The following is a 23589-nucleotide window of genomic DNA, read 5'->3' as shown; positions in this document are numbered from 1 at the left end:
TTAGGAAGGATTTTTGACGGTCCCTTCCATTTCTCTTTTGATGAGCTCCATGAGTTGATTCCGATCCAGGATCCATTGGGCCCTCTCATCTTTTTCATAGGTCCGATTGGATAGGAAAACAGCTGCCCATTGGAGCTTGCGGTTATAGAGAAGGAAGGTCCCTGTATAACCTGTATGGTCCAACCAGTCTCCTTCCAGATTCCAGGCCAGAGAGCGCGTCTTTCCTTCTTCTAAAGCATAGTTCTGGGAAAGGATTTCTGCAAAAGGATCCTGTAAGTAATGCTCCAGGAAAATTTCCATATCTCTAATGGTCGAAAACAGACCTGCACTTCCGGCATGGACTCCCAGTACACGCGCTTTCGGATCATGGACGACACCAGCTGGAACGCCACGAAGGGTTGGCACCGCTTGAGAAACCGGGCCAAAAGTAGTCTCCTTCATTTGCCAAGGTGCAAAGACTTGCTCCTGAAAAATCTGGGCCAAATCCTGACCATACCACTTCTCCAGAAGAAAGCCCAACAAAAGAAAATTGACATCTGTATAGTGGAACTGGCGATTGTCCTTGAGCTTCAAACGGTGCAGGGCTTCTTTTAAGCCCTCAGCATCCAAGTCATCTCGTCTAGGGATGAAAGGATCCAGCCCAGAAGTATGGGTTAAAAGCTGACGGATGGTCACCTCTGCCTGCTCCATATCCGGATAGTGAGAAGCTAAGGGACGATCGATATCAATTTGCCCTTGTCGGACCAGAAAAGCAAGAACCGTTCCAACTCCGACGACCTTACTCACACTGGCTAAATCATAGGTCAAGCCAGGAATAACTGGCTCTTGCTTGTCTGGATCAGCTAGTCCCAAGTAATACTCCTGCCAGCTTCCTTTCTGATAGAGCGCAAGAGAGGCACCTGGGTAGATGCCTGCTCCTATTTGCTCTTGAATTTTTTGGATGATTTTTTCCATTTTTCTTCACTCATTTCAATCAGCCAAAGACTTGCTTAGGCTTCGAACCACCATTCAATCTTGCTTGGATCCTCAACCAAGACAAATTGTTGCCTTTTTGGTACAAAAGTCACCTGATCTCCAAAGCAAGAGGCCACTTCACTTGCTACAAATGGCTCTAGAATGACCTTGACCTGACAAAGGTCCCAAGTCTGTCCATTAGCTAGTGTGAGGTCCGGACCATCTGATGCTTCTAAGTCTAAATACTCTTCTAAGCCAGGTAGTTGTTGATAGAAAGCTGTAGAAGTCTCTACATTAGGTACACGAAGAACTATCTTTTCTACGAAAAACTCCGTCAAGGTTGTAAACTCTTCATTCGCTTGAAAATCTGGAACTTCCTCAATTTCAGTTAAACTGTCCACTTGCTCTTCCGCATGGAGCAAGATACGATCTCCTTCTGGCGAAAGAGCTTCAAAGGCATAGCCATTTTCCCCTCTGAAGAGGCGATCAACTTGATGACCACGAGCCAGAAGCCACTCAATTTCTTGCGGGTTGGTCACGCGAATCTTTAAGCAAGCCAAGCGTTTTGGTCCCTCAACCTTACGGGTTCTCATACTAGGGGATTCCTCTAAATAGAGGCGGTCTGTCTTCGATTGATCTCCAAGGGATAATAAAGCCCCATCTTCCAACAGGGTTTTCATTCCTAAGACCTTTTCAAAAAATTCTTGATTGACATTTCGATTGTTTGTTTTTAATACGGGTGAAATACTACTAATCTTATTTATGCACATAATTCCTCCAAGTCTTTTATATTTTAAAAGATTTTCTTTTTTTTTACAAGAAATCTTGTGCAAAAAAGACAGATTTCTCAAAATTTTGAATCTGTCTTTCTTTACTTAATATACTGTTCGTGTATGGACCCGCCCGTTTGGAGCTTCAAATTCGTATTCTAAGTAATCCTGATAGGTCCCTGGTGCAATCACTCCACGCACATCTAATACAGCCGTTCCCGCCTGTCCCACAATGGAATCTGCTAACAGGCAGCAATTCGTAGACAGAACAAAGTAAGATTTAAAACGCGAAGAAGTAAATTTATATAGCTCAGCCCCTAAATCATATTTCAATTTGTAAGCGTAGGTCGGCTGACCGTCTTCCAGTAACCTACTAGGTGGATCCCAAGGTTCTAACAACTGATCAATTTCAGCTAGACGCTTCTCTACTGCCTGATTCTCTTCTTCGGTAAGGGATAGGCTGTAGCCAAACAGCGTCTTTTGACTCTCTTTTTTACATAGTTCGATGTATGGTTCCTTATCCACTTTAAACAGTACGCCATCCCCAATCGTCCCAAATAGACGCTCTGAAAAGGGATCGTAACTTCCGTAAGAAATGACCTTCCCCTGATAACAAATATCTACATGCCCAATCGCTCCAAATAAGTTGCTGTCAGAAGTATGAACCAAAATTTCTAATTCCCTTGCCTCTTCTTCTTTTTTCACCAATCGATAAGGGCCTGTGTGTCCCGCCGAGCTCCCTTTTTGAAGAAACTGGTTAAACCGTTTTAACTCCTTAGCAGGGATAAAGGCTGCAAAGATAACCGGTAGGCTAATACGAAAGCGACGTTTTAACTCTTGGCCTTGTTGGTCTTTGTCAAATAAAATACCATCTCGAATATTAGAAATCCCCAACAAGACCAGATAAGCCCCCAAGAGGATAAATTGGAAGTGCCCATCTGAACCAGGTTCCAAGACAGTTGCTAGACCAATCCCACCGTTTAAAAGCGCATCCCATAAATAGAGCCAGCCTCCTTTTACCCGATTGGCCTTATAAAGCCAAAATGTGATCCCATAGACAATGGCACTCCCCAACTGATATGCCCCTAAACAAATCACAACTAAGTTTACGGGCAGACTACTCAGTCGATTCAACCAGATCAACGCAAGTGAAAGAAAAATAAACCAAATAGAGTGGCTATAGGAAATAGACTTGCTACGTAACAAAAAGCGAAGAAGAAAGCTTCCTAGTCCATCAACTAAAAAGTAAATGGCTAATAGATCCAAGGAAAATTTTGTGAAACCAACACCGTTTCGAAAAATGAGGATCCCAAAAATGACGGCAAGAACCCCAAACAATAAAGTCCGTCTTCTTGCAACTTCTTCAACAGATAATTTTCTCACCATGACACCCTCCTTCAGAGATCAAAGGTCTTTAGACAAATACTATTTTATCACGTATAATATAAGAAGTAAAGAAACAGTGAAGCTGATAAAAGGAGCATCCTATGAAATTCAATCAATATAGCTATCTACCAGTCGACCAAGCAGACATTCTAAAGGAACTGAAAGAAATCGGGTTTGACCTTCCCCTTCATCTTACAGAGAAAGAACTGTTTGAATGGTTTGTTCGCAAGGTTTATTTCACCTACAAAAATACAGATTATCCTCTCTCTAACCTAGTGGCGGATGCTGAAACAGATCTCCTGAGCTATTTCCAATCTGACCGCGAATGGTCTCCAAATATTTTCTACACAGTGGCCCTCCAATTGCTCGGTTTCCGCTATTTTATTGACTTTGAAAATACGGACAGCTTCTTAAAAGAAGTCCAAATTCCGATTGAGTATGGAAACTTGGTTGAGAACCTCTATCACCTCCTCAATACTCGAACAGTAAAAGGAAATTTACTCATCGATCAGTTGGTCAGCGATGGCTTGATTCCTGAAGACAATCGCTACCACTTTTTCAACGGAAAAAGTCTAGCTACCTTTAACTGCCATGATGTAATCCGTGAAGTGGTCTATGTGGAGAGTCGAGTTGATAGCGACCAGGATGGTCTTCCAGATTTGGTCAAGGTCAATATTATTCGCCCACGCTATGAAGGAAAAATCCCAGCCGTCATGACTGCCAGCCCTTATCACCAAGGAACCAATGACAAGGCTAGCGACAAGGCTCTCTATAATATGAATGTGGACCTCGAGGTCAAAGAACCTCATACCATCCAAGTAGAAGAACCTCAATTAGAATTGGTGGATCCTGTCGGTTCAGCTCAACTAGTCTCTGAGGCTGAAGAAACCCTCACTCATATCAACTCCAGTTATACCCTCAATGACTACCTTCTCGCTCGTGGTTTTGCCAATCTCTACGTCTCCGGTTTAGGGACCAAGGACTCTCAAGGCTTGATGACCAATGGAGATTACCGTCAAATCGAGGCCTATAAAAATGTTATCGACTGGCTCAACGGCCGTTGCCGGGCCTTTACAGACCACAGTCGCCAACGCCAAGTCAAGGCCGATTGGTCTAACGGCAAAGTTGCTACGACGGGCTTGTCCTACCTAGGGACCATGTCCAATGGACTGGCTACCACCGGTGTCGATGGCCTAGAAGTTATCATCGCAGAAGCCGGTATCTCTTCTTGGTACAACTACTATCGGGAAAACGGACTCGTGACGAGTCCTGGCGGCTATCCTGGAGAGGATTTTGATTCGCTTGCTGAGTTGACTTATTCACGTGCCCTTCGGGCTGGAGACTATCTCCGCCACCATGCAGCCCATGTCGCTGATTTGGAAGAGGTTAAGAAGCAATTGGATCGCAAAACAGGGGACTACAACCAATTCTGGCATGACCGCAACTATCTCCTTCAGGCAGACAAAGTCAAGGCAGAGGTCGTCTTCACCCATGGTTCCCAAGACTGGAATGTCAAGCCCCTCCATGTATACCAAATGTTCCAAGCCCTTCCAGCCAACATCAAGAAACACCTCTTCTATCACAATGGAGCCCATGTCTATCTCAACAACTGGCAGTCCATTGACTTCCGTGAGAGTATGAATGCCCTCCTCTCTAAAAAATTACTGGGCTATGATTCAAGCTATGAATTGCCAACCGTCATCTGGCAGGACAATACAGGGGAACAAAGTTGGACTTCCTTGGAAGACTTTGGCAATCAAACAGCCCAGCGGACCTTCCCACTGGGAGATGGTGAGAGAGTCATCCAAAACCGCTATGCGACAGAAGATTATGAGCGCTATGGCAAAGCCTATCCAACCTTCCTAACTGATCTTTACCAAGATAAGGCCCAACAGGTGACCATCGATCTTCCGATCGCAGAAGACTTACACCTCAACGGAAAAGCTCGCCTTCACCTGCGGCTCCAATCTAGCACAAACAAAGGCTTGCTCTCAGCCCAACTCATGGAGCTAGGAAGCAAGAAATATCTCCAACCCTATCCAGCTGTCCTATCCGTCCGCACCCTTGATAACGGTCGCTACCATATGCTAGACAATTTGACCGAGTTGCCATTTAAGGAAGCCGGTCAACGGGTGATTACAAAGGGCTATCTCAACCTTCAAAACCGTCATGATCTCTTACAAGTCGAACCTGTAACCCCAGGGGAATGGATGGAATTCGACTTTGAACTCCAACCAACCATCTACAAGCTGGAAAAAGGGACTACTCTTCGTCTTGTCCTTTATACAACCGACTTCGAGATCACTGTCCGCGACCAAACGGACTACCAACTCACCATTGATCTGGCTAACTCCAGATTAACCCTTCCTAAGATGGATTAAGGAATTTCATGCTTTTTCCTTGTCGTCCCTTCCCTTGCTTGATTTGACAGCCTTGCCTACTTATGATAATATCTAAGAGAGTATTTCATAGAAAAAGAGTTTAGAGGATATTATGGCTATCGAAAAAACAGTCAGCGAAATTGCTGAAATTCTAGGAGTTAGTCGCCAAGCGGTCAACAACCGTGTTAAGGCCCTAGATCCTGAAGATACAGAAAAAAATGATAAGGGAGTTACCGTCGTAACCCGTAGTGGCTTGATCAAGCTAGAAGAAATCTACAAAAAGACCATCTTTGAAGACGAGCCTGTCAGTGATGATGTGAAACAGCGTGAATTGATGGAAATTTTGGTAGATGAAAAAAATGCCGAAATCGTCCGTCTCTACGAACAACTAAAAGCAAAAGACGACCAGCTAAAATCCAAAGATGAGCAATTAGCTAAAAAGGATGAGCAGTTGCGTGTCAAAGATGTTCAGATTGCTGAAAAAGACAAACAGCTCGACCAACAACAACAGCTAACCCTTCAGGCTATGAATGACCGTGAAACATTGAAATTAGAATTAGATCAAGCCAATGAAAAGGTTCAAGAACAAGAGAGTAAAGGCTTCTGGAGACGCGTCTTTGGTCGCTAAAAACTGACTTCGGTCAGTTTTTTCTATGCCTTTGCCTCCCCTCAATAATTAGAAAATCCAAAAACACCCAATAGATGAAGGAGTTCCCTTGAAAGAATTAAGCCACTATGTCTCCTTTGATTTAGAATTTAATCAATTTGAAGGAAAGTACCACATTATCCAAGTTTCTGCTGTCCGCTTTGCAGATGGCCAAGAAGTTGCCCACTATGATTCCTATGCCTATACGGATAAACCACTAAAGAGCTTTATCAATGGCCTCACCGGGATCACATCTGATAAAATCCTCCAAGCTCCCCCACTCGAGCAAGTCCTAGCGGAGTTCCGAGATTTTGTTGCAGATAGTCCCCTCATTGGATACAATGCCATCAAGAGTGACCTCCCTATCCTAGCGGAAAATGGGCTAGAGTTCACAGACCAATATGCTGTTGATGTCTTTGAAGAAGCTTCTAAACGCCGCCCTTCTGACCTCCATGGGATTAAAAACTTGCAGCTCCATACAGTTGCTCAGTTTTTAGGAGTAGCTGGAAAATCGCATGATAGTCTAGAAGATGCCCGGATGACTGCTCTTGTTTATGAAGCCTTTCTCGAATCAGACCGGGCCCGGCAACTCCTAACCGAACAAGAATCCTTTTCTACCTCTCCTTTTGGTGGATTGGACCTCTCCAATTTTTTTAACGACTAAAAAAACCTCTATCGATGATAGAGGTTTTTGAATATAGATAAACTAGTGTTTTACATAAAACAGCTAGATGACTTTCAAAAAATGACTTATATTTTTTAGTCATTTAAGAAGATGAAAAACTTTCCGCTGTGAGAAAAGTGCTAGAAACACTATTGTTTCTAGCACTCGGGAGTTTTGAGACCTTAGGCTCAAAACTAAGTCATGGAACTTCTTCGAAGTTCGCTGACGTCCGTACTCACCTAAGGAAAGTTTTTCATAAGACTTTATTTTCAATCTAAAACCTCTATCATCGATAGAGGTTTTCTCTGTATGCTTAGAATGGTAATTTACCAGCAAAAGCTCCCAATTTTTTCTTGGTTGCTGCATCAATTTCTTCGATGGCCGCATTGATAGCTTGAACAGTCATATCAGAAAGAGTTTCTGTATCTTCTGGGTCCACGACTGCCGGGTTAAATTCGATGGATACCACCTTTTTATCACCTGTCAAGGTAGCGACGACCAAATCCTGAGCAGACTTACCAACAAATTGAGAAGCAGCCAATTCTGCCTGGCTTTGTTCCATTTGTTTCTGAAGCTTTTGGGCTTGCTTCATCATATTTTGCATATTCATCATAAGATTTTCTAGATTCCTTTCATATCAAGGGGTTAGGACCTCTTGTTAAGTTTTTACTTCCCACTTCTGCCCATTTTCTAGCTAGATGGGAACTTCTCTCCTATTATAGCATGTTTTCCCCGTCCGACAAAGCTGATTTTTTATTTAAAGAGCGTCGTCACAATGAGTTGGACGTTTAACAGAGTCAGAAGAGTCGCTACTCCGTAAGCTAAATAGGTATTCCATTTTGCATTGACAAATTCTCCCATGATTTTTTTATTGGAGGTAAAGTAAACCAAGGGAAAAATTGAAAATGGTAGAGCCAGAGACAAGAAGACTTGAGAATAGACCAACAAATCATCTAGAACACTTTCCTGGTCTCCAAAGAGAAAGGCGACAATCAGGACAGGAGTGAGGGCCAACATCCGTGTAAAGAGGCGGACAAGCCATTGAGGAAGACGGAATCTAAGGAAACCTTCCATGACAATTTGACCTGTCAAAGTACCTGTAATTGTTGAATTCTGACCACTTGCTAACAAAGCAACAGCAAACAAGGTGGACAAAAAAGGACTTGCAATAGCTCCTGCAATGGCATTGTTTTGCAAGGCATCATACATACTAGAGAAGGCTCCAATTTCTTCTGCGTGTCCAAAAAAGAGGGCCGCTCCGAGAATCAGCAAGAGTGAGTTGACAACAAAAGCCAGAGTCAATTCAATATTGGAGTCCCAGGTCATGAAGCGCACAGCCCGACGAACATCTGCAGGATCCTCATAATCGACCTTGCGTGTCTGTGAAATGGAGGAATGCAAATAGAGATTATGAGGCATGACGGTTGCACCAATTATCCCCAAGGCCAGCGTCAAGGCTTGTGATCCCTTGGGAAGACCGATGCCTACGATTTCCTTCTGAGGAAGAAAGCCAGCAAAAATGCCACCTATATCTGGTTTTGATAGGACCACAAGGTAGATAAAAATCCCCAGAATGGTCAAAATCAAGGTGGAGACAATAGCCTCAATCTTACGAAAACCTAAGTGCATGAGTCCAAGGAGGAGGAAGACATCCAGGATGGTGACCAAAATAGAAAAGAGCAAGGGCCATCCGAACAGCAAATGGAGTGCAATCCCTGAACCAATGACTTCTGCTAAATCTGTCGCCATCAAGGCTAATTCAATCACTATCCAGAGCATATAGCGGAGCCACTTGGGCAAATGCGTCGCTGTTGTCTGGGCCAAATCTTTCCGATGGACAATCCCTAGTTTCCCAGCCATCTGTTGCAATTGCATGGCAATCAAGGAAGACAAGAGAACCACCGACAAGAGCAAGTAACGATAGTGAGCCCCTCCAACAACGCTGGTGATCCAGTTCCCAGGATCCATGTAGCCCACTGCTACTAGGCTCCCCGGACCTGAAAACAATAATAAGGTCCTCCAAAAAGAAGTTCCCTTGGGAACCTTGACGGATTGATTGATTTCTTGGAGCGATTTCCGCTCTAACTGTTCTAAACTCATGATACCCTTCTTTCCATGACGTCACTTCCCCTTGATTATAGCACAAATAAAAGGTTTCGGTAAATTTTCTTTGCATTTTCAAAAAAATATGCCCTTCTTCTCCCCACTTCCCCATTTTCTTCGTATTCCTTTAGCAACTTTTTCTCCTTTGCTCCTCTAAAATGAACCAAATAGCTTCAAAAATGAACCAAATAGATTTTTCCCCCTATCTGACTTCAAAAGCTTGTATACTATTCGTAACTGAAAGATAGCTCAGTTATTTACTCAATAGCAAAGGAAAGAAACTATGATCTATGTCATTGAATACAATTATCCCTCTAAGATGTTGGTCGAACATATTAACAACTATCTAGAGAAAAAACGGGTTCGTAATCTACCAGTCAAGCTGGTCTATAATGGAAATATATCCTATATCGACTATGACTTGAAAAACATTTACTTCTTCTCCTGTCAAGGAAATTCTGGAATCAACGCCTACAAAGAGCTCGAACGCATCCGAAGAAATGATCCCTTCGGACGCATCATTGTCCACTCTAACAAGGTGGACGGACGTAGACTTATGGACCATAAGCTACAAGTCTATGGTTTGATGGAACTAAGCCTTAGTGACTACGGAAAGCCAGACCTCTATTATCAAGAGCTCGACTTCTTGCTCGGCGATCTCTACGAAGAGCTCTGGGAAATGGCGGCAGAAGCCAAGTACGCTGCTGGGAAAAAAACCAATCAGCTCTTCCCACGCTGGGGTCCTGAAATCGGCATTTACCCACCTAAGCGTTATTCCATCCACCTCCGTCAAAATCCAGACGAAGACAATTAACTCATAAAAAGTGGAGCCTGGGGACAGGGTCCATTTTTTATGTTACAATGAACTGGAAATAAAACGAGACGAGAAAAAGGAGACCTTATGAACCACTACGATACCATTGTCATCGGAGGAGGCCCTGCTGGCATGATGGCCACCATCTCTAGTGCCTTCTACGGGCAAGCAACCCTCCTCTTGGAAAAGAACCGCAAACTAGGGAAAAAACTAGCTGGGACTGGTGGAGGTCGGTGCAATGTGACCAACAATGGGAGCCTGGATGATCTCCTAGCAGGCATTCCAGGCAACGGACGCTTCCTTTACAGTGTCTTTTCTCAATTTGACAATCATGATATCATCCGCTTTTTTACAGAAAACGGGGTCAAACTTAAGGTCGAAGACCATGGTCGTGTCTTTCCAGCCTCAGATCGTTCCCAGACGATCATTCAAGCGCTGACTGATAAGATTGCTGAGCTTGGTGGTCAAGTCCGCTGCCAAGTAGAGGTAACCTCTGTGAAAAAAATCGACGGACAATTTGTCATCAAATCCAAAGATGAGACCTGGACTGCAAACCGCTTGATTGTGACAACTGGTGGAAAGTCCTACCCTTCGACGGGCTCTACCGGCTTTGGCCACGATATCGCCCGTCATTTCAAGCACACTATCACGGAACTAGAAGCTGCTGAAAGCCCCCTCCTGACAGATTTCCCCCACAAGGCCCTTCAAGGAATTTCCTTAGACGATGTGACTCTCCACTATGGCAAACACCACATTACCCATGACCTCCTCTTTACCCACTTTGGCCTGTCTGGTCCCGCCGCCCTTCGCATGTCAAGCTTCGTCAAGGGAGGAGAAATCCTAACACTAGACAGTCTCCCTCACTATTCTAAGGAAGAACTCACAGCAATCCTAGAGGAAAATCGTGAGAAGTCCTTAAAGAATGTTCTGAAGGCCTATCTGCCAGAACGCCTGGCGGAATTCTTTGCCCAGGATTTTCCGGAAAAGGTGAAGCAACTCTCTCCTAAAGAAATCGATGCCGTACTAGCGAAAGTAAAGGAACTCCCAATCCCTGTAACAGGGAAGATGTCCTTGGCCAAATCCTTTGTAACTAAAGGTGGTGTCAGCCTCAAGGAAATCAATCCCAAGACCTTAGAAAGTAAGTTGGTCCCCGGTCTTCATTTTGCTGGGGAGGTCCTGGATATCAATGCCCATACAGGAGGCTTTAACATTACTGCTGCCCTCTGTACCGGTTGGGTGGCCGGAAGTCTCCACTATTGACAGCTTTTTCAAAAGATGTTAGGATTATTTTTAGAACAAATCCAGCAACAAACATAAGAGTCGTCTTCTTAGAGATGTCACTTTGCGTTTTTATGGCTATTTAGTTCGTACTAAATAGCCTTTTTCTTTTGTCTATGAAAGAGCCTTTGCTGGCCTTTGCTTTCTTCCTATATTTGAACTAGAAATGGAGAATCCATATGGAAAAATCTCAATGGGGTTCCAAAATTGGCTTCATCCTAGCCTCTGCAGGTTCTGCAATTGGCCTTGGGGCTGTTTGGAAGTTTCCCTATATGACCGCCGCTAACGGGGGCGGAAGTTTTCTTCTCGTTTTTTTGATAGCAACTCTACTCATCGGCTTTCCCCTCTTACTGGCTGAATTTACTCTAGGACGTGCAGCTGGTGTCTCTGCCATTAAAACCTTTGGAAAACTTGGTGGCCGTCGCCTCTACGATGGAATCGGTTGGATTGGGGCCTTTGCCCTGTTCATCCTCCTCTCCTTCTACAGTGTCATCGGTGGCTGGATCTTGATTTATTTAGGGGTTGCCTTGGGAGAGTTATTCCAACTTCTTACAGTTAACGACTACACCCAGCTCTTTGGGGAGATTATTTCAAATCCCTGGTTGGCTCTTGGAGCCCAAGCAATCTTCATTCTCCTCAATGTCTTGATTGTTTCCAAGGGGGTGGAGCAAGGCATTGAAAAGGCCTCAAAATTCATGATGCCCCTTCTCTTTATCATTTTCTTAGTCATGATTGGTCGTTCCTTAACCCTAAATGGCGCTTGGGATGGAGTCAGCTATTTCCTCAAGCCAGACTTCTCCAAGATGACCAGTCAAGGTCTACTCTATGCTTTGGGCCAATCCTTTTTCGCCCTCTCGCTAGGGGTGACAGCCATGTTGACCTATGCTTCCTATTTGGACAAGGACACTGACCTGGTCCAATCCGGGATTTCCGTCGTCTTCATGAATATCGCCGTTTCCATCATGGCGGGCTTGGCGATCTTCCCAGCTATGTCAGCCTTTCAAATCCCTTCTACTAGTGGACCGGGACTCCTCTTTGTAGTCCTTCCACAAGTCTTTGATAAGATGCCTTTTGGAACTCTCTTCTACCTGCTTTTCCTTCTTCTCTTCCTCTTTGCGACTATTACCTCATCCGTCGTCATGTTAGAGATTAATGTCGGGAACGTCACCAACCAAAACAACAAAAAGCGGGCTAAATGGAGCCAAATCATTGGTCTTCTGACCTTTGTATTTGGGATCCCATCTGCCCTTTCCTATGGAGTACTATCCAAGTGGACCCTCTTTGGAAAATCCTTCTTTGATTGCATGGACTTTTTGGTTTCCAACCTCCTCATGCCTTTTGGAGCTCTCTGCCTCTCCCTATTTACAGGCTATATCTTTGATCAAGTCCTAGCCCAAGAAGAACTAAAGGTGGGAGAAGAGAAAACCAAGCACTTCTTCTTCAAGCTCTGGGTTTTCTTGCTTCGCTTTGTGATCCCAATCGTCATCCTCATTGTCTTTATTACACAATTTATCTAAAACAAAATCCACGACTCCTTAGGGATTCGTGGATTTTTCTTTATTTTGTAAGGGAAACACGGAAATCATTGTATTTGTTATAATCAAAGTCTTCATTAAGCCCTGTTACAAATACAATCGGTGTATAATGGCCCTCTTCTAAGATGAAGCCGGGTTTTACCTTCATATTGGCTCCCCCAAGTCCAGCAATCCCTGGAAGAAGGGCATCAAAAGCGCCAGGTTCGTCTGTTTCCCAGTAATAGACATTACCAGATGCTTGAACTGCCTTGGCTTTCGTTGTTGCAGTACGAACAGGATTCAAATCAGCTTGATAAAAGTTCGCTGTTGTAGTGACCGTACCGTCTGCAGCCACGGTCATTTGAACATCTTTGGCAATTTCGGTTGTTCCTGTCCAAGTCCCTACCAGCTCTTCTGGCACCATTTGAGACGAATCTGTGGCCTTATCAGTGCTTGCTGCACCAGATCCTGCAGCGGTTTGACCTGAGTTTCCTGCATCTTGAGAAGCAGCTTGTGCCCCTTCTTGCGAATCCGTTTCAGTAGATTTTGTCTCTTTCTTACCAGAAGCTGCCTTTGTTTTTTTCTGACTAGACTTCACCGTCGTTTGTGCTTCTTTGGCAGAAGATTTGTTCTCTTCTTTTTTTGAACCACAGGCTACGAGTAGGCTTGCAGAAGTTAATCCTAAAAGTGCTAAACTTGTCCATTTTTTCATCATGATGATCCCTCACTTCATTTGATAAAAACTATTATATTACAATATTACTCAATGTCAAGTATTTTTGAAATATTTTTGTAATATTTGTAACAAACAGTAATCTATCTAAAAATTCAGGGGATTCAGGCGACAAGCAAACGTGAGAGGGCAACCAAGACAATCCCGAATAGAACCGTACCCATTAGATTTTTGTAGCGAAAGGCTACTATCATGGTTGGAATGGTTGCGACCAGATCCACCCACCGGACCTGAGGAAGCTGGCCTACTTTCCCCTCTACCAGACTGGAAAGGATCAAGGCAAAAATAATAGCAATGGGGAGGTATTTTAGAAAACGCAGAACTGGATCTGGCAGCCCCCGGTATTTGACCAAAACGAAGGGCAAAATGCGCGGAATCCAGGTGACCACTGCGGACGTCAAAATAACTAAGAAAATCCAACTATTCACGCGCATCGCACATCACCCCCACGAAACAGCCTGTTAAAGTAGCCACTAAAACGGCCAAGGATTGGGTCAAAAAGAAGGTCAAGAGGAAAAAGCTAAAGGCCACAGCACCTAAAACAAGGAGCAAGGTAGCCATCTTCTCCGTCAAACGCATACCTTGAAACTGACCTGCAAAAATCCCAATAAACATAGCAACTAAGGCGAAGTCCAGGCCGAAGGCACTAGGATTGGGCAAGAGAGACCCCAGGGCTGTCCCCAAAATGGTTGAGGAGCCCCAGGCCAGATAACCGACCACATTATTGCCATGCATCCAGGGAACAGTGATCCGGTCACTTTTCAATTTTTCACTCAAATAAACCCCGTAACTTTCATCTGTCAACAAACTACCAATTCCAATATTATGGACCAGGCTAGCCTCCTTAAAATCAGGGGAGGTATGCAGACTCATGAGCATATTACGCAAATTGATGAAAAAGACGGTTAAGGCAATATTCATGAGGGACGAATGAACCGCAATCAAAGAGATCATCGCAAACTGAGAAGCCCCTGCGTAAACCAAGAGACTCATCAAGCCCATTTCTAAAGGGGAGAGATAGGGAGACGCCACCACACCACAGGCCAAGCCAATACTGATATAACCCAAGGCTGTCGGAAGGGCATCCCTGACCCCCTGCTGAAAATTCTTTTCCACTCTTTCTTCCTTTCTTTTTTGATGCTCTCTATTATAACAAAAAAGGGACGGGAATCGTCCTCCCGTCGTTTATGTTCGTTTTTTAACTAATCTAAGTTCTCTTCTATCGGATCAAAAGCAAGGCTAGGCTTAGCATTGAGGTCTAATCTAGCAAAATTTCCCTTATTCCATTCGCTGACACTGGCATAGGCAATCATCCCCGCATTGTCCCCGCAGAGGCGTAGAGGAGGAATGATGACCTTAACATCTGTGATCTCAGAAGCCAGGCGTTCACGTAATCCTTGGTTGGCCGCGACTCCTCCCGCCACCACCAGGGTCTTAACAGGGTATCTTTCTAGGGCTTTTTTAGTCTTGGCCATCAAGATATCCATCACCGCTGCTTGGAAGGAAGCCGATAGGTCTTCCTTGGACAGGCTCTCGCCTTTTTGCTCGGCATTGTGGTGGAGATTGATAAAGGCTGATTTGAGCCCTGAGAATGAGAACTCCAGATTGTCTTCCTTGATCATGGCACGTGGGAAATCGTAGATATCCTGACCCTTATGTGCCAACTCGTCAATCTCACGACCGGCTGGATAGGTCAAGCCCATTACGCGGCCGACCTTATCATAGGCCTCACCCACTGCATCATCACGTGTTTCCCCAACGATCTTATAATCACCCGCCTCCGAGACATAGACCAACTCAGTGTGTCCTCCGCTGACCAGCAAGGCCAAGAGCGGAAATTCTAAAACCTCAACGCTTTGAGCGGCCATCAAGTGCCCTGCCATATGATTGACAGGAATCAAAGGAATCCCATGGGCCCAAGCAAAGGCCTTGGCTGCAGCAAGACCGACCAAAAGAGCTCCAACCAGACCTGGTCCGTAAGTTACCGCAACCGCTGTGACTTCTTCTTCTGTAATTCCCGCTTCTTCTAGCGCTTCCTCAATACAGGCCGTAATGACTTCGACATGGTGCCGACTGGCAACTTCTGGAACCACTCCCCCGAAGCGTTTATGGCTTTCAATTTGGCTGGCAATGACATTGGACAAGAGCTCTGTATCGTTCTTTAAGACGGCGACACTGGTCTCATCACAAGATGTTTCAAATGCCAAAATATATCTATCCTTCATTTGCTTCCCTTTTCATCATAATGGCGTCTTCGGTAGGTGCATGATAATACCCTTTCCGACAACCAATTTCTTTAAATCCTTGTTTCTGATAGAGAGTCCGAGCCGGAGTGTTTCCTTCTCTCACCTCTAAAAAGACCTCTTTCTCCTGAGGAAGGATTTCTAATAGCTGACGAGCAATCCCTCGCCCTTGCCACTCTTTTCGAACAGCAATTTGGACGACCTCTAGCTCATAGAGATTTTCTTGCATGGCCAAGAAGCCGACCAATGCTTCCCCACTATAGGCCAAGGCATACCAATTTTGAGGTTGACCGATATCCGCTAGGACTTGCTCCAAGGTCCAAGGACTTTGTCCATAGACATTGTCTAAGATTTCTACCAACTGAGGGGCTAAATCGAATCGCCCCGCCTCCTTCTCGATTCGGATCATAGGCGTTTGATGTAGGACTGACCGGACTCTTGATGGTCCTTGAGCCAGTTTTCTTCAGCTTCTACCCGCTTGAGGTAGTTGGGCACAAAGCCATGAACGGAGACAGCTTCTTTTGTAAGTCCTAGTCGACCAATCCGTACCGCATCCGGTAGGGTTTCTACCATCTGAGCATTTGGCAAGGCTTCTTGTATCTGTTCACGAAAGGCCTCCACTTCCCCAAGGAAGGTCACCTTTTCAGCTCCCTTTACTCTTTCTAATACGGCTTCAAAAGAAAGGTGAGCCTCCGGGTAGACCAGCTGATCCTCTTGGTAAAAGCCCGCATAGACATGGTTGCGCCGCGCATCCATGACTGGAATGGCCAGACCTTCTATCTCTTCTGGTACCAAGGCTAGTAAGCTCGACACCCCTACTAAGTCAATCTTTAGCGTTTGAGCTAGGGTTTTAGCCGTTGCTACCGCAATTCGTAAGCCGGTATAGGATCCAGGCCCTTCTGCTACTACGATACGGTCCAAATCCGTCGGTTTCCAATCAATGCTGGCCATTAAAAATTCAATAGTAGGCATCAAGGTAATGCTGTGGTTTTTCTTGATCGTCAGTGTCAACTCTGCTAATCGGTTTTCTTCCTCCAAAAGGGCAACGGATAGGGCCTTACTGGAGGTGTCAAATGCTAATACTTTCATGTTTTCTCCTCGTTGTCTGCTTCATATTATACTACAAATAGACGCCAAACGGTAGAGGAAGCACCCTCAGACTGTGAAATCAACTGCTCTCTATCCCTTCTAAAAAAGCGCTTCCTTCTGCTCTCAGAACCCGCTTGCATCTTTTCCTTAGAGCCTATTTATGGTATAATGAATAATAATTGTATCGAATCAGGACAAAAGAAAGCAAGAATAGGTGTCTCAGCTAGCTACTAGCTGTTTCTTTTCTGCTACAGTCCGAACATGTGAAAGGAACCGAAACGAAATGATTTACAAAGTTTTCTACCAAGAAACAAAAGAACGCAACCCTCGTCGTGAAACGACTCATGCCCTCTATCTCGATATTGATGCGAAGAATGAGTTAGAAGGACGCATTGAAGCTCGTCGCCTTGTTGAAGAAAATACATCTTACAATATCGAATTTATCACTCTCTTGTCAGACCAACACCTAGAATATGAAAAAGAGTCTGGCGCATTTGAAATTACGGAGTTCTAATCCATGGCATATACCTTAAAACCTGAAGAAGTTGGTGTTTTCGCCATTGGAGGTCTCGGGGAAATCGGTAAAAATACCTATGGGATTGAATACCAAGACGAAATCATCATTGTGGATGCAGGGATCAAGTTCCCTGAAGATGATTTGTTAGGGATTGATTACGTGATTCCTGACTATTCCTATATCGTTGAAAATATCGATCGTGTCAAAGGTGTCTTGATTACCCACGGGCATGAAGACCACATCGGAGGAATTCCCTTCCTCTTGAAGCAAGCCAATGTGCCAATCTATGCTGGACCTTTGGCCCTAGCCCTTATTCGTGGAAAATTGGAAGAGCATGGCCTCCTTCGTGGTGCCAAACTCTATGAAATCAACCAAAATACGGAGTTGACCTTTAAGCATATTAAAGCAACCTTCTTCCGTACAACCCACTCCATTCCAGAACCTTTGGGGATTGTTCTTCATACGCCTCAAGGAAAAATCGTCTGCACAGGAGACTTTAAATTTGACTTCACACCTGTTGGTGAGCCGGCCGACCTTCACCGGATGGCTGCACTAGGAGAGGAAGGCGTCCTCTGTCTGCTTTCTGACTCAACCAACGCGGAAGTCCCAACCTTTACCAACTCTGAAAAAGTCGTTGGCCAATCCATTATGAAGATTATTGAAGGCATTCATGGACGCATCATCTTTGCTTCCTTTGCATCCAACATCTTCCGTCTCCAACAGGCTGCAGATGCCGCTGTTAAAACTGGCCGCAAGATTGTTGTCTTTGGACGCTCGATGGAAAAAGCCATTGTCAACGGAATTGAGCTTGGCTATATCAAGGTACCACCTGGAACGATTATTGAACCAAGTGAAATCAAAGACTACCCGGCAAACGAAATCCTCATTATGTGTACAGGTAGCCAAGGGGAGCCTATGGCGGCACTGTCTCGTATCGCTAATGGAACCCACCGCCAGGTGCAATTGCAACCGGGTGATACCGTTATCTTCTCATCTAGTCCAATTCCTGGGAATACAACTAGTGTGAATAAATTGATCAATATCATCTCGGAAGCGGGAGTCGATGTCATCCACGGTAAGATTAACAATATCCATACCTCTGGACACGGTGGCCAACAAGAACAAAAGCTCATGTTGCGCTTGATCAAACCCAAATACTTCATGCCTGTCCACGGTGAGTACCGTATGCAGAAGATTCACGCTGGACTTGCGCGTGATTGTGGAGTAGAAAAAGATAACATCTTCATCATGAGCAACGGAGATGTTCTTGCCCTGACGGCTAACTCAGCTCGTATCGCAGGAAGCTTCAATGCTCAAGATATCTATGTCGACGGAAATCGCATCGGAGAAATCGGAGCGGCTGTCCTTCGTGACCGCAAAGATTTATCAGAAGATGGGGTTGTCCTAGCTGTTGCGACAGTTGACTTCAAGTCGAAAATGATTTTAGCTGGACCAGATATCCTCAGCCGTGGCTTCATCTATATGAGAGAGTCCGGTGACCTGATCCGTGAAAGTCAACGCATCCTCTTCAATGCTATTCGAATCGCCTTGAAGAACAAAGATGCCAATATTCAAACCGTACACGGTGCTATTGTCAACGCCCTTCGTCCTTTCCTTTACGAAAGCACGGAACGTGAACCTATCATCATCCCGATGATTTTGACACCAGATGAAGAAAATTAAGTAAAAAGAATGAGGCTGGGACAAAAGTCCTAGCCTCTCAATTGTCTTTGGATTGTCGAGCAAGACGCAGTGGTTGAGTGGGCTCTACTACGCTGATTTCATCAGCTTTTACAGCCCTACTCAACTGTGCGGAGGTGGGACGACGAAATCGAATTCTAACGAATTACCGATTTCTGTCCCACTCTCATTTTCTATCTATGAAAAAAGAGCCAGGTCATCAAACCTAGATCTTTTTCGGATAAATTTGCTTAGTACAAGTCCAAGTAGTTATCAATTTCCCATTGTGAAACAAAGGTTGCATAACTTGCCCACTCGATCCGTTTGGCTTCCAAGAAGCTGGTATAGATATGTTCACCAAGAGCATCCTTAACAACTTCATCTTCGGTCAAAGCTTTCAAAGCATTGTGAAGGGTAGATGGAAGGTCAGTGATTCCAGCTTCTTTACGCTCTTCTGCAGTCATGATGTAGATGTTTTCTTCGATAGGAGCTGGTGCTTCGATTTTGTTCTCAATCCCGTGCAAACCAACTTCCAAGAGAACAGCCATTGCAATATAAGGGTTGGCCATTGGGTCTACTGAGCGCAACTCAAGGCGTGTTCCCATACCGCGTGAAGCTGGTACACGAACCAATGGTGAACGGTTGCGGCCAGCCCAAGCGATGTAAACAGGTGCTTCATAACCTGGAACCAAACGTTTGTAGGAGTTAACGGTTGGGTTCATGATGGCTGTGTAGTTGTAGGCGTGCTTGATCAAACCGCCAAGGAAGTGATAAGCTGTTTCTGACAACTGCATTCCTTTTGGATCATTTGGATCAAAGAAGGCATTGTTTCCTTCAGCGTCGAACAAGGACATATTGCAGTGCATCCCGGAACCAGCAATCCCAAATTTTGGTTTAGCCATAAAGGTTGCATACAAACCATGTTTGCGAGCAATGGTTTTGACAACGAGTTTAAAGATTTGAATCTTGTCACAAGCACGAAGCACTTCATCGTACTTAAAGTCAATTTCATGCTGACCTACGGCCACTTCGTGGTGACTGGCTTCTACTTCAAATCCCATTTGAGTCAAGACATTGACGATCTCACGGCGAGTGTTATCAGCAAGGTCTGTAGGCGCCAAATCAAAATAGCCACCCTTGTCATTCACTTCAAGAGTTGGATCCCCATTTTCATCGAGCTTAAAGAGGAAGAACTCTGGCTCTGGTCCAAGGTTGAAAGATTTGAAGCCAACTTCTTCCATGTGACGAAGGGCACGTTTGAGGTTCCCACGTGGGTCTCCTGCAAAGGGTTCCCCTTCTGTTGTATAGACATCACAAATCAAGCCTGCGACACTACCGTTCTCATCTCCCCAAGGGAAAACCGTCCAAGAGTCCAAGTCTGGATAGAGATACATATCAGACTCATTAATCCGAACAAACCCTTCGATAGAAGATCCATCAAACATGGCCTTGTTTGAGAGAACCTTTTCCAACTGTTCATCTGTCGCTGGAATTTCAACGTTTTTCATGGTCCCTAAGATATCTGAGAACATCAACCGAATAAAGGTTACATTTTTTTCTTTGACTTCGCGACGAATATCTTCAACAGTAATTGACATGTGTGTCTCCTTATGAGTATAGCATTTAGCAAAAAGAATGATCAGCGTAACTGACCATATGGCGATGAGGTTGTATGAAAGCGACTTTGCTGGAGAATGTCACGGTGAAGGGCCTTACGGACATCCTTTTCACTGACAATCTTGGCAGCTTGACGTTGAGCTTCTTTCTCAGCAATCCGTTTTTTAATTCCTGCAATATTAAGGCCTTCAGATAAATAATCCTTAATTTCCAACAGGCGATCCATATCGTTGAGAGAAAACATCCGACGATTGCCCTCTGTTCGATCTGGAGTAATGAGTTGTTGATCTTCGTAGTAGCGAATTTGACGAGCTGTTAAATCTGTCAATTTCATAACACTACCAATCGGAAAGACCGCTAACGTTCGTCTTAATTCCTTTTCTTTCATACAAGACCCCCTTTCTATTCTATTATAACGCAAAAAAAACCGATGTCAAGATTAAAATGTCACATAATCTCACATGGTTTTTTTTCTTTCTTTTATAAAGTCCCGAATCCGATCCACATCTGAATTGACTAAAATCGCAACGAAGACTCCGATAAAGGTTTCAAAGATGCGGGCAAAAACATATAGGAACGTTTCTCCTGTCGGAATGGAGAGGGTGATGATCAACATGGCTGAAACTCCACCGATGATTCCAGCTTTGTTGTTCATAGCGACGTTTGTCATTATGGTTAACATGGTCGCAATGGGCACAAAAATCAGGGTCACCCAAAAAGCATTGTGGAAGAGAATCTTGATCATAAAGAACAGCAGGGCATAAAAACCACCGATGCTGTTACCCATCACGCGCGAAGCTCCGAAGTGAACACTCTTATCAAAATCTTCTCTCAAACTAAAGACAGCTGTCAGCGCCCCAATCTGCAAGCCCCGCCAGCCAAAGATACCAAAAATCAATAGAACCAGAAAAACGGCTATCCCTGTTTTGAAGGTTCGCATTCCTAATCGAAATTTGGAACGGTCAAATTTATGTCGTTTAAAGTAATCCATTGTCCCCTATCTTTCTATCTCTTTTATTCTAACATATTTCTAGAAAGGTTCAAGCGGGGAAATGAAGATCGACTAGCTTCCTTCTACTCACATCCAATAGAAAAAGCACCTTTCGGTGCTTCTTCTATGGTTCATGAGGAACCGTCTTATTTTTCAGTCAATGCTGCAAGTCCTGGAAGAACTTTACCTTCAAGAAGTTCCATTGAAGCTCCACCACCAGTAGAGATCCATGAGAACTTGTCTGCACGTCCAAGGTTGATCGCTGCGGCAGCTGAGTCACCACCACCGATGATTGATTTAACGCCTGGTTGTTTAACGATAGCGTCCATTACACCGATTGTACCAGCTTGGAAGTCAGGGTTTTCAAATACACCCATAGGTCCGTTCCATACAACTGTTTTCGCACCAGTCAAAGCTTCGTCAAATTTAGCGATAGATTTAGGACCGATATCCAAACCAAGGAAACCTGGGTCTACTGCTTCACCTTCAGTGTCTTTCACTTCAGTGTAGTCAGCAAATGCGTTTGCTTCTTTTGAGTCAACTGGCAAGATCAATTTGCCGTTTGCTTTTTCAAGAAGAGCTTTAGCGACATCCAATTTGTCTTCTTCTACAAGTGAGTTACCGATTTCGATACCTTGAGCTTTGTAGAATGTGTAAGTCATCCCACCACCAATAAGAACTTTATCAGCTTTTTCAAGCAAGTTTTCGATCACACCGATCTTGTCTGAAACTTTTGAACCACCAAGGATAGCCACGAATGGACGTTCTGGAGCTTCAACTGCTTCTTGGATGTAAGCAATTTCGTTTTCAAGAAGGAATCCAGCAACTGCTTTTTCAACGTTTGCTGAGATACCAACGTTAGATGCGTGTGCACGGTGAGCTGTACCGAATGCATCGTTTACGAAGATACCATCTCCAAGTGATGCCCAGTATTTACCAAGTTCAGGATCGTTTTTAGATTCTTTCTTGCCGTCAACATCTTCGAAACGAGTGTTTTCAACCAAAAGAACTTGTCCATCTTCAAGAGCGTTAATCGCTGCTTCCAATTCAGCACCACGAGTAACACCTGGAAGGAAAGCAACGTCTTGACCCAATTTAGCAGCCAAGTCAGCCGCTACAGGAGCAAGTGATTTACCTTCTTTGTCTGCTTCTTCTTTCACACGTCCAAGGTGAGAGAAGAGGATTGCACGTCCACCTTGTTCAAGGATGTACTTGATTGTTGGAAGAGCTGCAGTGATACGGTTATCGTTAGTGATCACGCCATCTTTTACAGGAACATTGAAGTCAACACGAACGAGAACTTTTTTCCCTTTCAAGTCAACGTCTTTAACAGTCAATTTTGCCATTGGATATGACTCCTTCTTTTTTTAATACATGATAATTATATCACAAAAGCTGTAAAAGAGGTAGAAAAATCCAATGCTTTTCCCCTCTTATTGACAGTCTAACCAAGAGACCCTATAATAGGGATAAAAAGGAGATATAAATGAAAGAAGGATTATCTACTCAACAAAAAGAAGCCGACAAAGATTTAAATATCTTGGCACTTTTCACCTTGCTTCCACTGATGGGCTTTCTAGCTTTTCAGGAGCCAATCATCAACTTCACTAGAAGCCCAGACCATTCTCTCTGGATTCGCTTAATCGTTCTCGCACTTTGTCAATTTTCTGTAGCTGGCTTGGGAACTAGTGCTGTCCTTATTCGTAGAAAAGAAAGCATACAGAAATATGGACTGGTTAAGAAAAAATTCTTTCCAACTATCCTTCAAACAGTTCTTATTGCCTTACCTCTTCTCATTTTCCTCATAGCTTCAGGTCAGATGCATTCCTATCTTCCTTTTCAATCCATCCTCCTAACAAAAGAAGTCTTATCCAGTCCCTTCCCAACCAATTTCTTGGGCTATCTTCTCATTTCTCTTATTTGGGGATTCTGGGAGGGTTTTAATTATGTTGTGATTGTCCAAAAAATCAACCTCCGCTATCCTCAGTACGTAAAAGGAGTATGGAATCTAGGAGCATTTGTGTGTGCTTTAATCTGCTTGCTCATCCACGGGATGATTGGTTTTGACTCATTGTCACTCTTACAAGAAGGAACTGTTTTCATTCTTATTTATGGAATGCTTCTAGTTCAGAGACGTACAGGAAACGCTTGGGGCTGTATTCTTATTTTTGTCCTCCTTTGGAATGCCTTTTAATATCCTCTAAACAAG

The 23589-nt window shown here is 44.2% G+C and carries 24 protein-coding genes; 9 read left to right on the top strand and 15 right to left on the bottom strand.

The window, feature by feature from the left end:
* The 3 genes from AC3E6G_RS00295 to AC3E6G_RS00285 all read right to left on the bottom strand — a co-directional run bounded on the left by AC3E6G_RS00295 (position 1) and on the right by AC3E6G_RS00285 (position 3110).
* Positions 1-954, bottom strand: a complete 954-nt coding sequence (locus tag AC3E6G_RS00295) for a serine hydrolase domain-containing protein (protein ID WP_490700230.1) — start codon at positions 952-954, stop codon at positions 1-3.
* A 35-nt stretch (positions 955-989) separates the two neighbouring features.
* Entirely contained in the window at positions 990-1724 is a 735-nt protein-coding gene (locus tag AC3E6G_RS00290; protein WP_023024457.1) for a CppA N-terminal domain-containing protein, read from the bottom strand.
* A 105-nt stretch (positions 1725-1829) separates the two neighbouring features.
* A complete protein-coding gene (locus tag AC3E6G_RS00285) occupies positions 1830-3110 on the bottom strand; it encodes a DUF308 domain-containing protein (protein WP_023024458.1) in 1281 nt (426 codons plus the stop codon).
* Positions 3111-3211: 101 nt separating this feature from the next.
* Between AC3E6G_RS00285 and AC3E6G_RS00280 the strand changes: the two genes are divergently transcribed.
* From AC3E6G_RS00280 to AC3E6G_RS00270, 3 genes are all read left to right on the top strand, one after another.
* Positions 3212-5491 (top strand): Xaa-Pro dipeptidyl-peptidase, encoded by a 2280-nt coding sequence (locus AC3E6G_RS00280; RefSeq protein ID WP_490700229.1) that lies wholly within the window; start codon positions 3212-3214, stop codon positions 5489-5491.
* 112 nt (positions 5492-5603) lie between these two features.
* The gene (locus AC3E6G_RS00275) at positions 5604-6119 is read left to right on the top strand and encodes a DUF536 domain-containing protein (RefSeq protein ID WP_048690819.1); all 516 of its coding nucleotides are present in this window, start codon (positions 5604-5606) and stop codon (positions 6117-6119) included.
* Between the two features lie 88 nt (positions 6120-6207).
* Positions 6208-6801 (top strand): 3'-5' exonuclease, encoded by a 594-nt coding sequence (locus AC3E6G_RS00270; RefSeq protein WP_061564416.1) that lies wholly within the window; start codon positions 6208-6210, stop codon positions 6799-6801.
* A gap of 313 nt (positions 6802-7114) precedes the next feature.
* Here AC3E6G_RS00270 and AC3E6G_RS00265 read toward each other — a convergent pair whose 3' ends face one another.
* Together AC3E6G_RS00265 and AC3E6G_RS00260 are read right to left on the bottom strand one after the other, a co-directional pair.
* Positions 7115-7414: a YbaB/EbfC family nucleoid-associated protein gene (locus tag AC3E6G_RS00265; RefSeq protein ID WP_048690824.1), complete on the bottom strand. Its 300-nt coding sequence runs from the start codon at positions 7412-7414 to the stop codon at positions 7115-7117.
* A 140-nt stretch (positions 7415-7554) separates the two neighbouring features.
* On the bottom strand, positions 7555-8901 hold the full coding sequence (locus tag AC3E6G_RS00260) for an Nramp family divalent metal transporter (RefSeq protein ID WP_006595549.1): 1347 nt from the start codon (positions 8899-8901) through the stop codon (positions 7555-7557).
* Positions 8902-9187: 286 nt separating this feature from the next.
* On the opposite strand from AC3E6G_RS00260, the gene AC3E6G_RS00255 reads away from it, so the two are divergent.
* From AC3E6G_RS00255 to AC3E6G_RS00245, 3 genes are all read left to right on the top strand, one after another.
* Entirely contained in the window at positions 9188-9718 is a 531-nt protein-coding gene (locus tag AC3E6G_RS00255; protein ID WP_006595548.1) for a hypothetical protein, read from the top strand.
* Positions 9719-9805: 87 nt separating this feature from the next.
* Positions 9806-10978: an aminoacetone oxidase gene (aao, locus tag AC3E6G_RS00250; protein WP_195324185.1), complete on the top strand. Its 1173-nt coding sequence runs from the start codon at positions 9806-9808 to the stop codon at positions 10976-10978.
* Positions 10979-11175: 197 nt separating this feature from the next.
* Positions 11176-12513, top strand: coding sequence for a sodium-dependent transporter (locus AC3E6G_RS00245; protein ID WP_195324186.1), 1338 nt, complete (start codon positions 11176-11178; stop codon positions 12511-12513).
* 40 nt (positions 12514-12553) lie between these two features.
* Here the strand turns inward: AC3E6G_RS00245 and AC3E6G_RS00240 are convergent, their stop codons facing one another.
* From AC3E6G_RS00240 to tsaB, 6 genes are all read right to left on the bottom strand, one after another.
* Complete coding sequence (locus AC3E6G_RS00240) at positions 12554-13225, bottom strand: hypothetical protein (RefSeq protein WP_229046236.1); 672 nt, start codon at positions 13223-13225, stop codon at positions 12554-12556.
* A 122-nt stretch (positions 13226-13347) separates the two neighbouring features.
* Positions 13348-13677, bottom strand: coding sequence for an AzlD domain-containing protein (locus AC3E6G_RS00235; RefSeq protein ID WP_129269951.1), 330 nt, complete (start codon positions 13675-13677; stop codon positions 13348-13350).
* Complete coding sequence (locus tag AC3E6G_RS00230) at positions 13664-14359, bottom strand: AzlC family ABC transporter permease (protein ID WP_156676971.1); 696 nt, start codon at positions 14357-14359, stop codon at positions 13664-13666. The genes AC3E6G_RS00235 and AC3E6G_RS00230 overlap by 14 nt, the downstream gene beginning before the upstream one ends.
* Positions 14360-14445: 86 nt before the next feature.
* Positions 14446-15468, bottom strand: a complete 1023-nt coding sequence (gene tsaD / locus AC3E6G_RS00225) for a tRNA (adenosine(37)-N6)-threonylcarbamoyltransferase complex transferase subunit TsaD (RefSeq protein WP_129269949.1) — start codon at positions 15466-15468, stop codon at positions 14446-14448.
* A complete protein-coding gene (rimI, locus tag AC3E6G_RS00220) occupies positions 15458-15895 on the bottom strand; it encodes a ribosomal protein S18-alanine N-acetyltransferase (protein ID WP_490700228.1) in 438 nt (145 codons plus the stop codon). Before rimI ends, tsaD begins: the two co-directional genes overlap by 11 nt.
* Entirely contained in the window at positions 15892-16575 is a 684-nt protein-coding gene (gene tsaB, locus AC3E6G_RS00215; protein ID WP_129269945.1) for a tRNA (adenosine(37)-N6)-threonylcarbamoyltransferase complex dimerization subunit type 1 TsaB, read from the bottom strand. Before tsaB ends, rimI begins: the two co-directional genes overlap by 4 nt.
* A 283-nt stretch (positions 16576-16858) precedes the next feature.
* Between tsaB and AC3E6G_RS00210 the strand changes: the two genes are divergently transcribed.
* A complete protein-coding gene (locus AC3E6G_RS00210) occupies positions 16859-17089 on the top strand; it encodes a DNA-dependent RNA polymerase subunit epsilon (protein ID WP_006595537.1) in 231 nt (76 codons plus the stop codon).
* A gap of 3 nt (positions 17090-17092) precedes the next feature.
* Complete coding sequence (rnjA, locus tag AC3E6G_RS00205; protein WP_006595536.1) at positions 17093-18775, top strand: ribonuclease J1; 1683 nt, start codon at positions 17093-17095, stop codon at positions 18773-18775.
* Between the two features lie 248 nt (positions 18776-19023).
* On the opposite strand, the gene glnA is transcribed toward rnjA, so the two are convergent.
* The 4 genes from glnA to AC3E6G_RS00185 form a co-directional block, all read right to left on the bottom strand.
* A complete protein-coding gene (gene glnA / locus AC3E6G_RS00200; RefSeq protein WP_006595535.1) occupies positions 19024-20370 on the bottom strand; it encodes a type I glutamate--ammonia ligase in 1347 nt (448 codons plus the stop codon).
* 41 nt (positions 20371-20411) lie between these two features.
* Positions 20412-20777 (bottom strand): MerR family transcriptional regulator, encoded by a 366-nt coding sequence (locus tag AC3E6G_RS00195; RefSeq protein WP_048715733.1) that lies wholly within the window; start codon positions 20775-20777, stop codon positions 20412-20414.
* Between the two features lie 69 nt (positions 20778-20846).
* Positions 20847-21380: an FUSC family protein gene (locus AC3E6G_RS00190; protein WP_048690848.1), complete on the bottom strand. Its 534-nt coding sequence runs from the start codon at positions 21378-21380 to the stop codon at positions 20847-20849.
* Positions 21381-21526: 146 nt separating this feature from the next.
* On the bottom strand, positions 21527-22726 hold the full coding sequence (locus tag AC3E6G_RS00185) for a phosphoglycerate kinase (protein ID WP_048715731.1): 1200 nt from the start codon (positions 22724-22726) through the stop codon (positions 21527-21529).
* A 140-nt stretch (positions 22727-22866) separates the two neighbouring features.
* Between AC3E6G_RS00185 and AC3E6G_RS00180 the strand changes: the two genes are divergently transcribed.
* Positions 22867-23574, top strand: a complete 708-nt coding sequence (locus AC3E6G_RS00180; protein WP_048715728.1) for a hypothetical protein — start codon at positions 22867-22869, stop codon at positions 23572-23574.
* Positions 23575-23589: the final 15 nt, after the last annotated feature.

The organism is Streptococcus sp. SCPM-O-B-23252 (M501) (assembly GCF_058200355.1).
The sequence above is the reverse complement of the archived record's forward strand: the minus strand, read 5'-3'. Positions and strand labels throughout refer to the sequence as shown.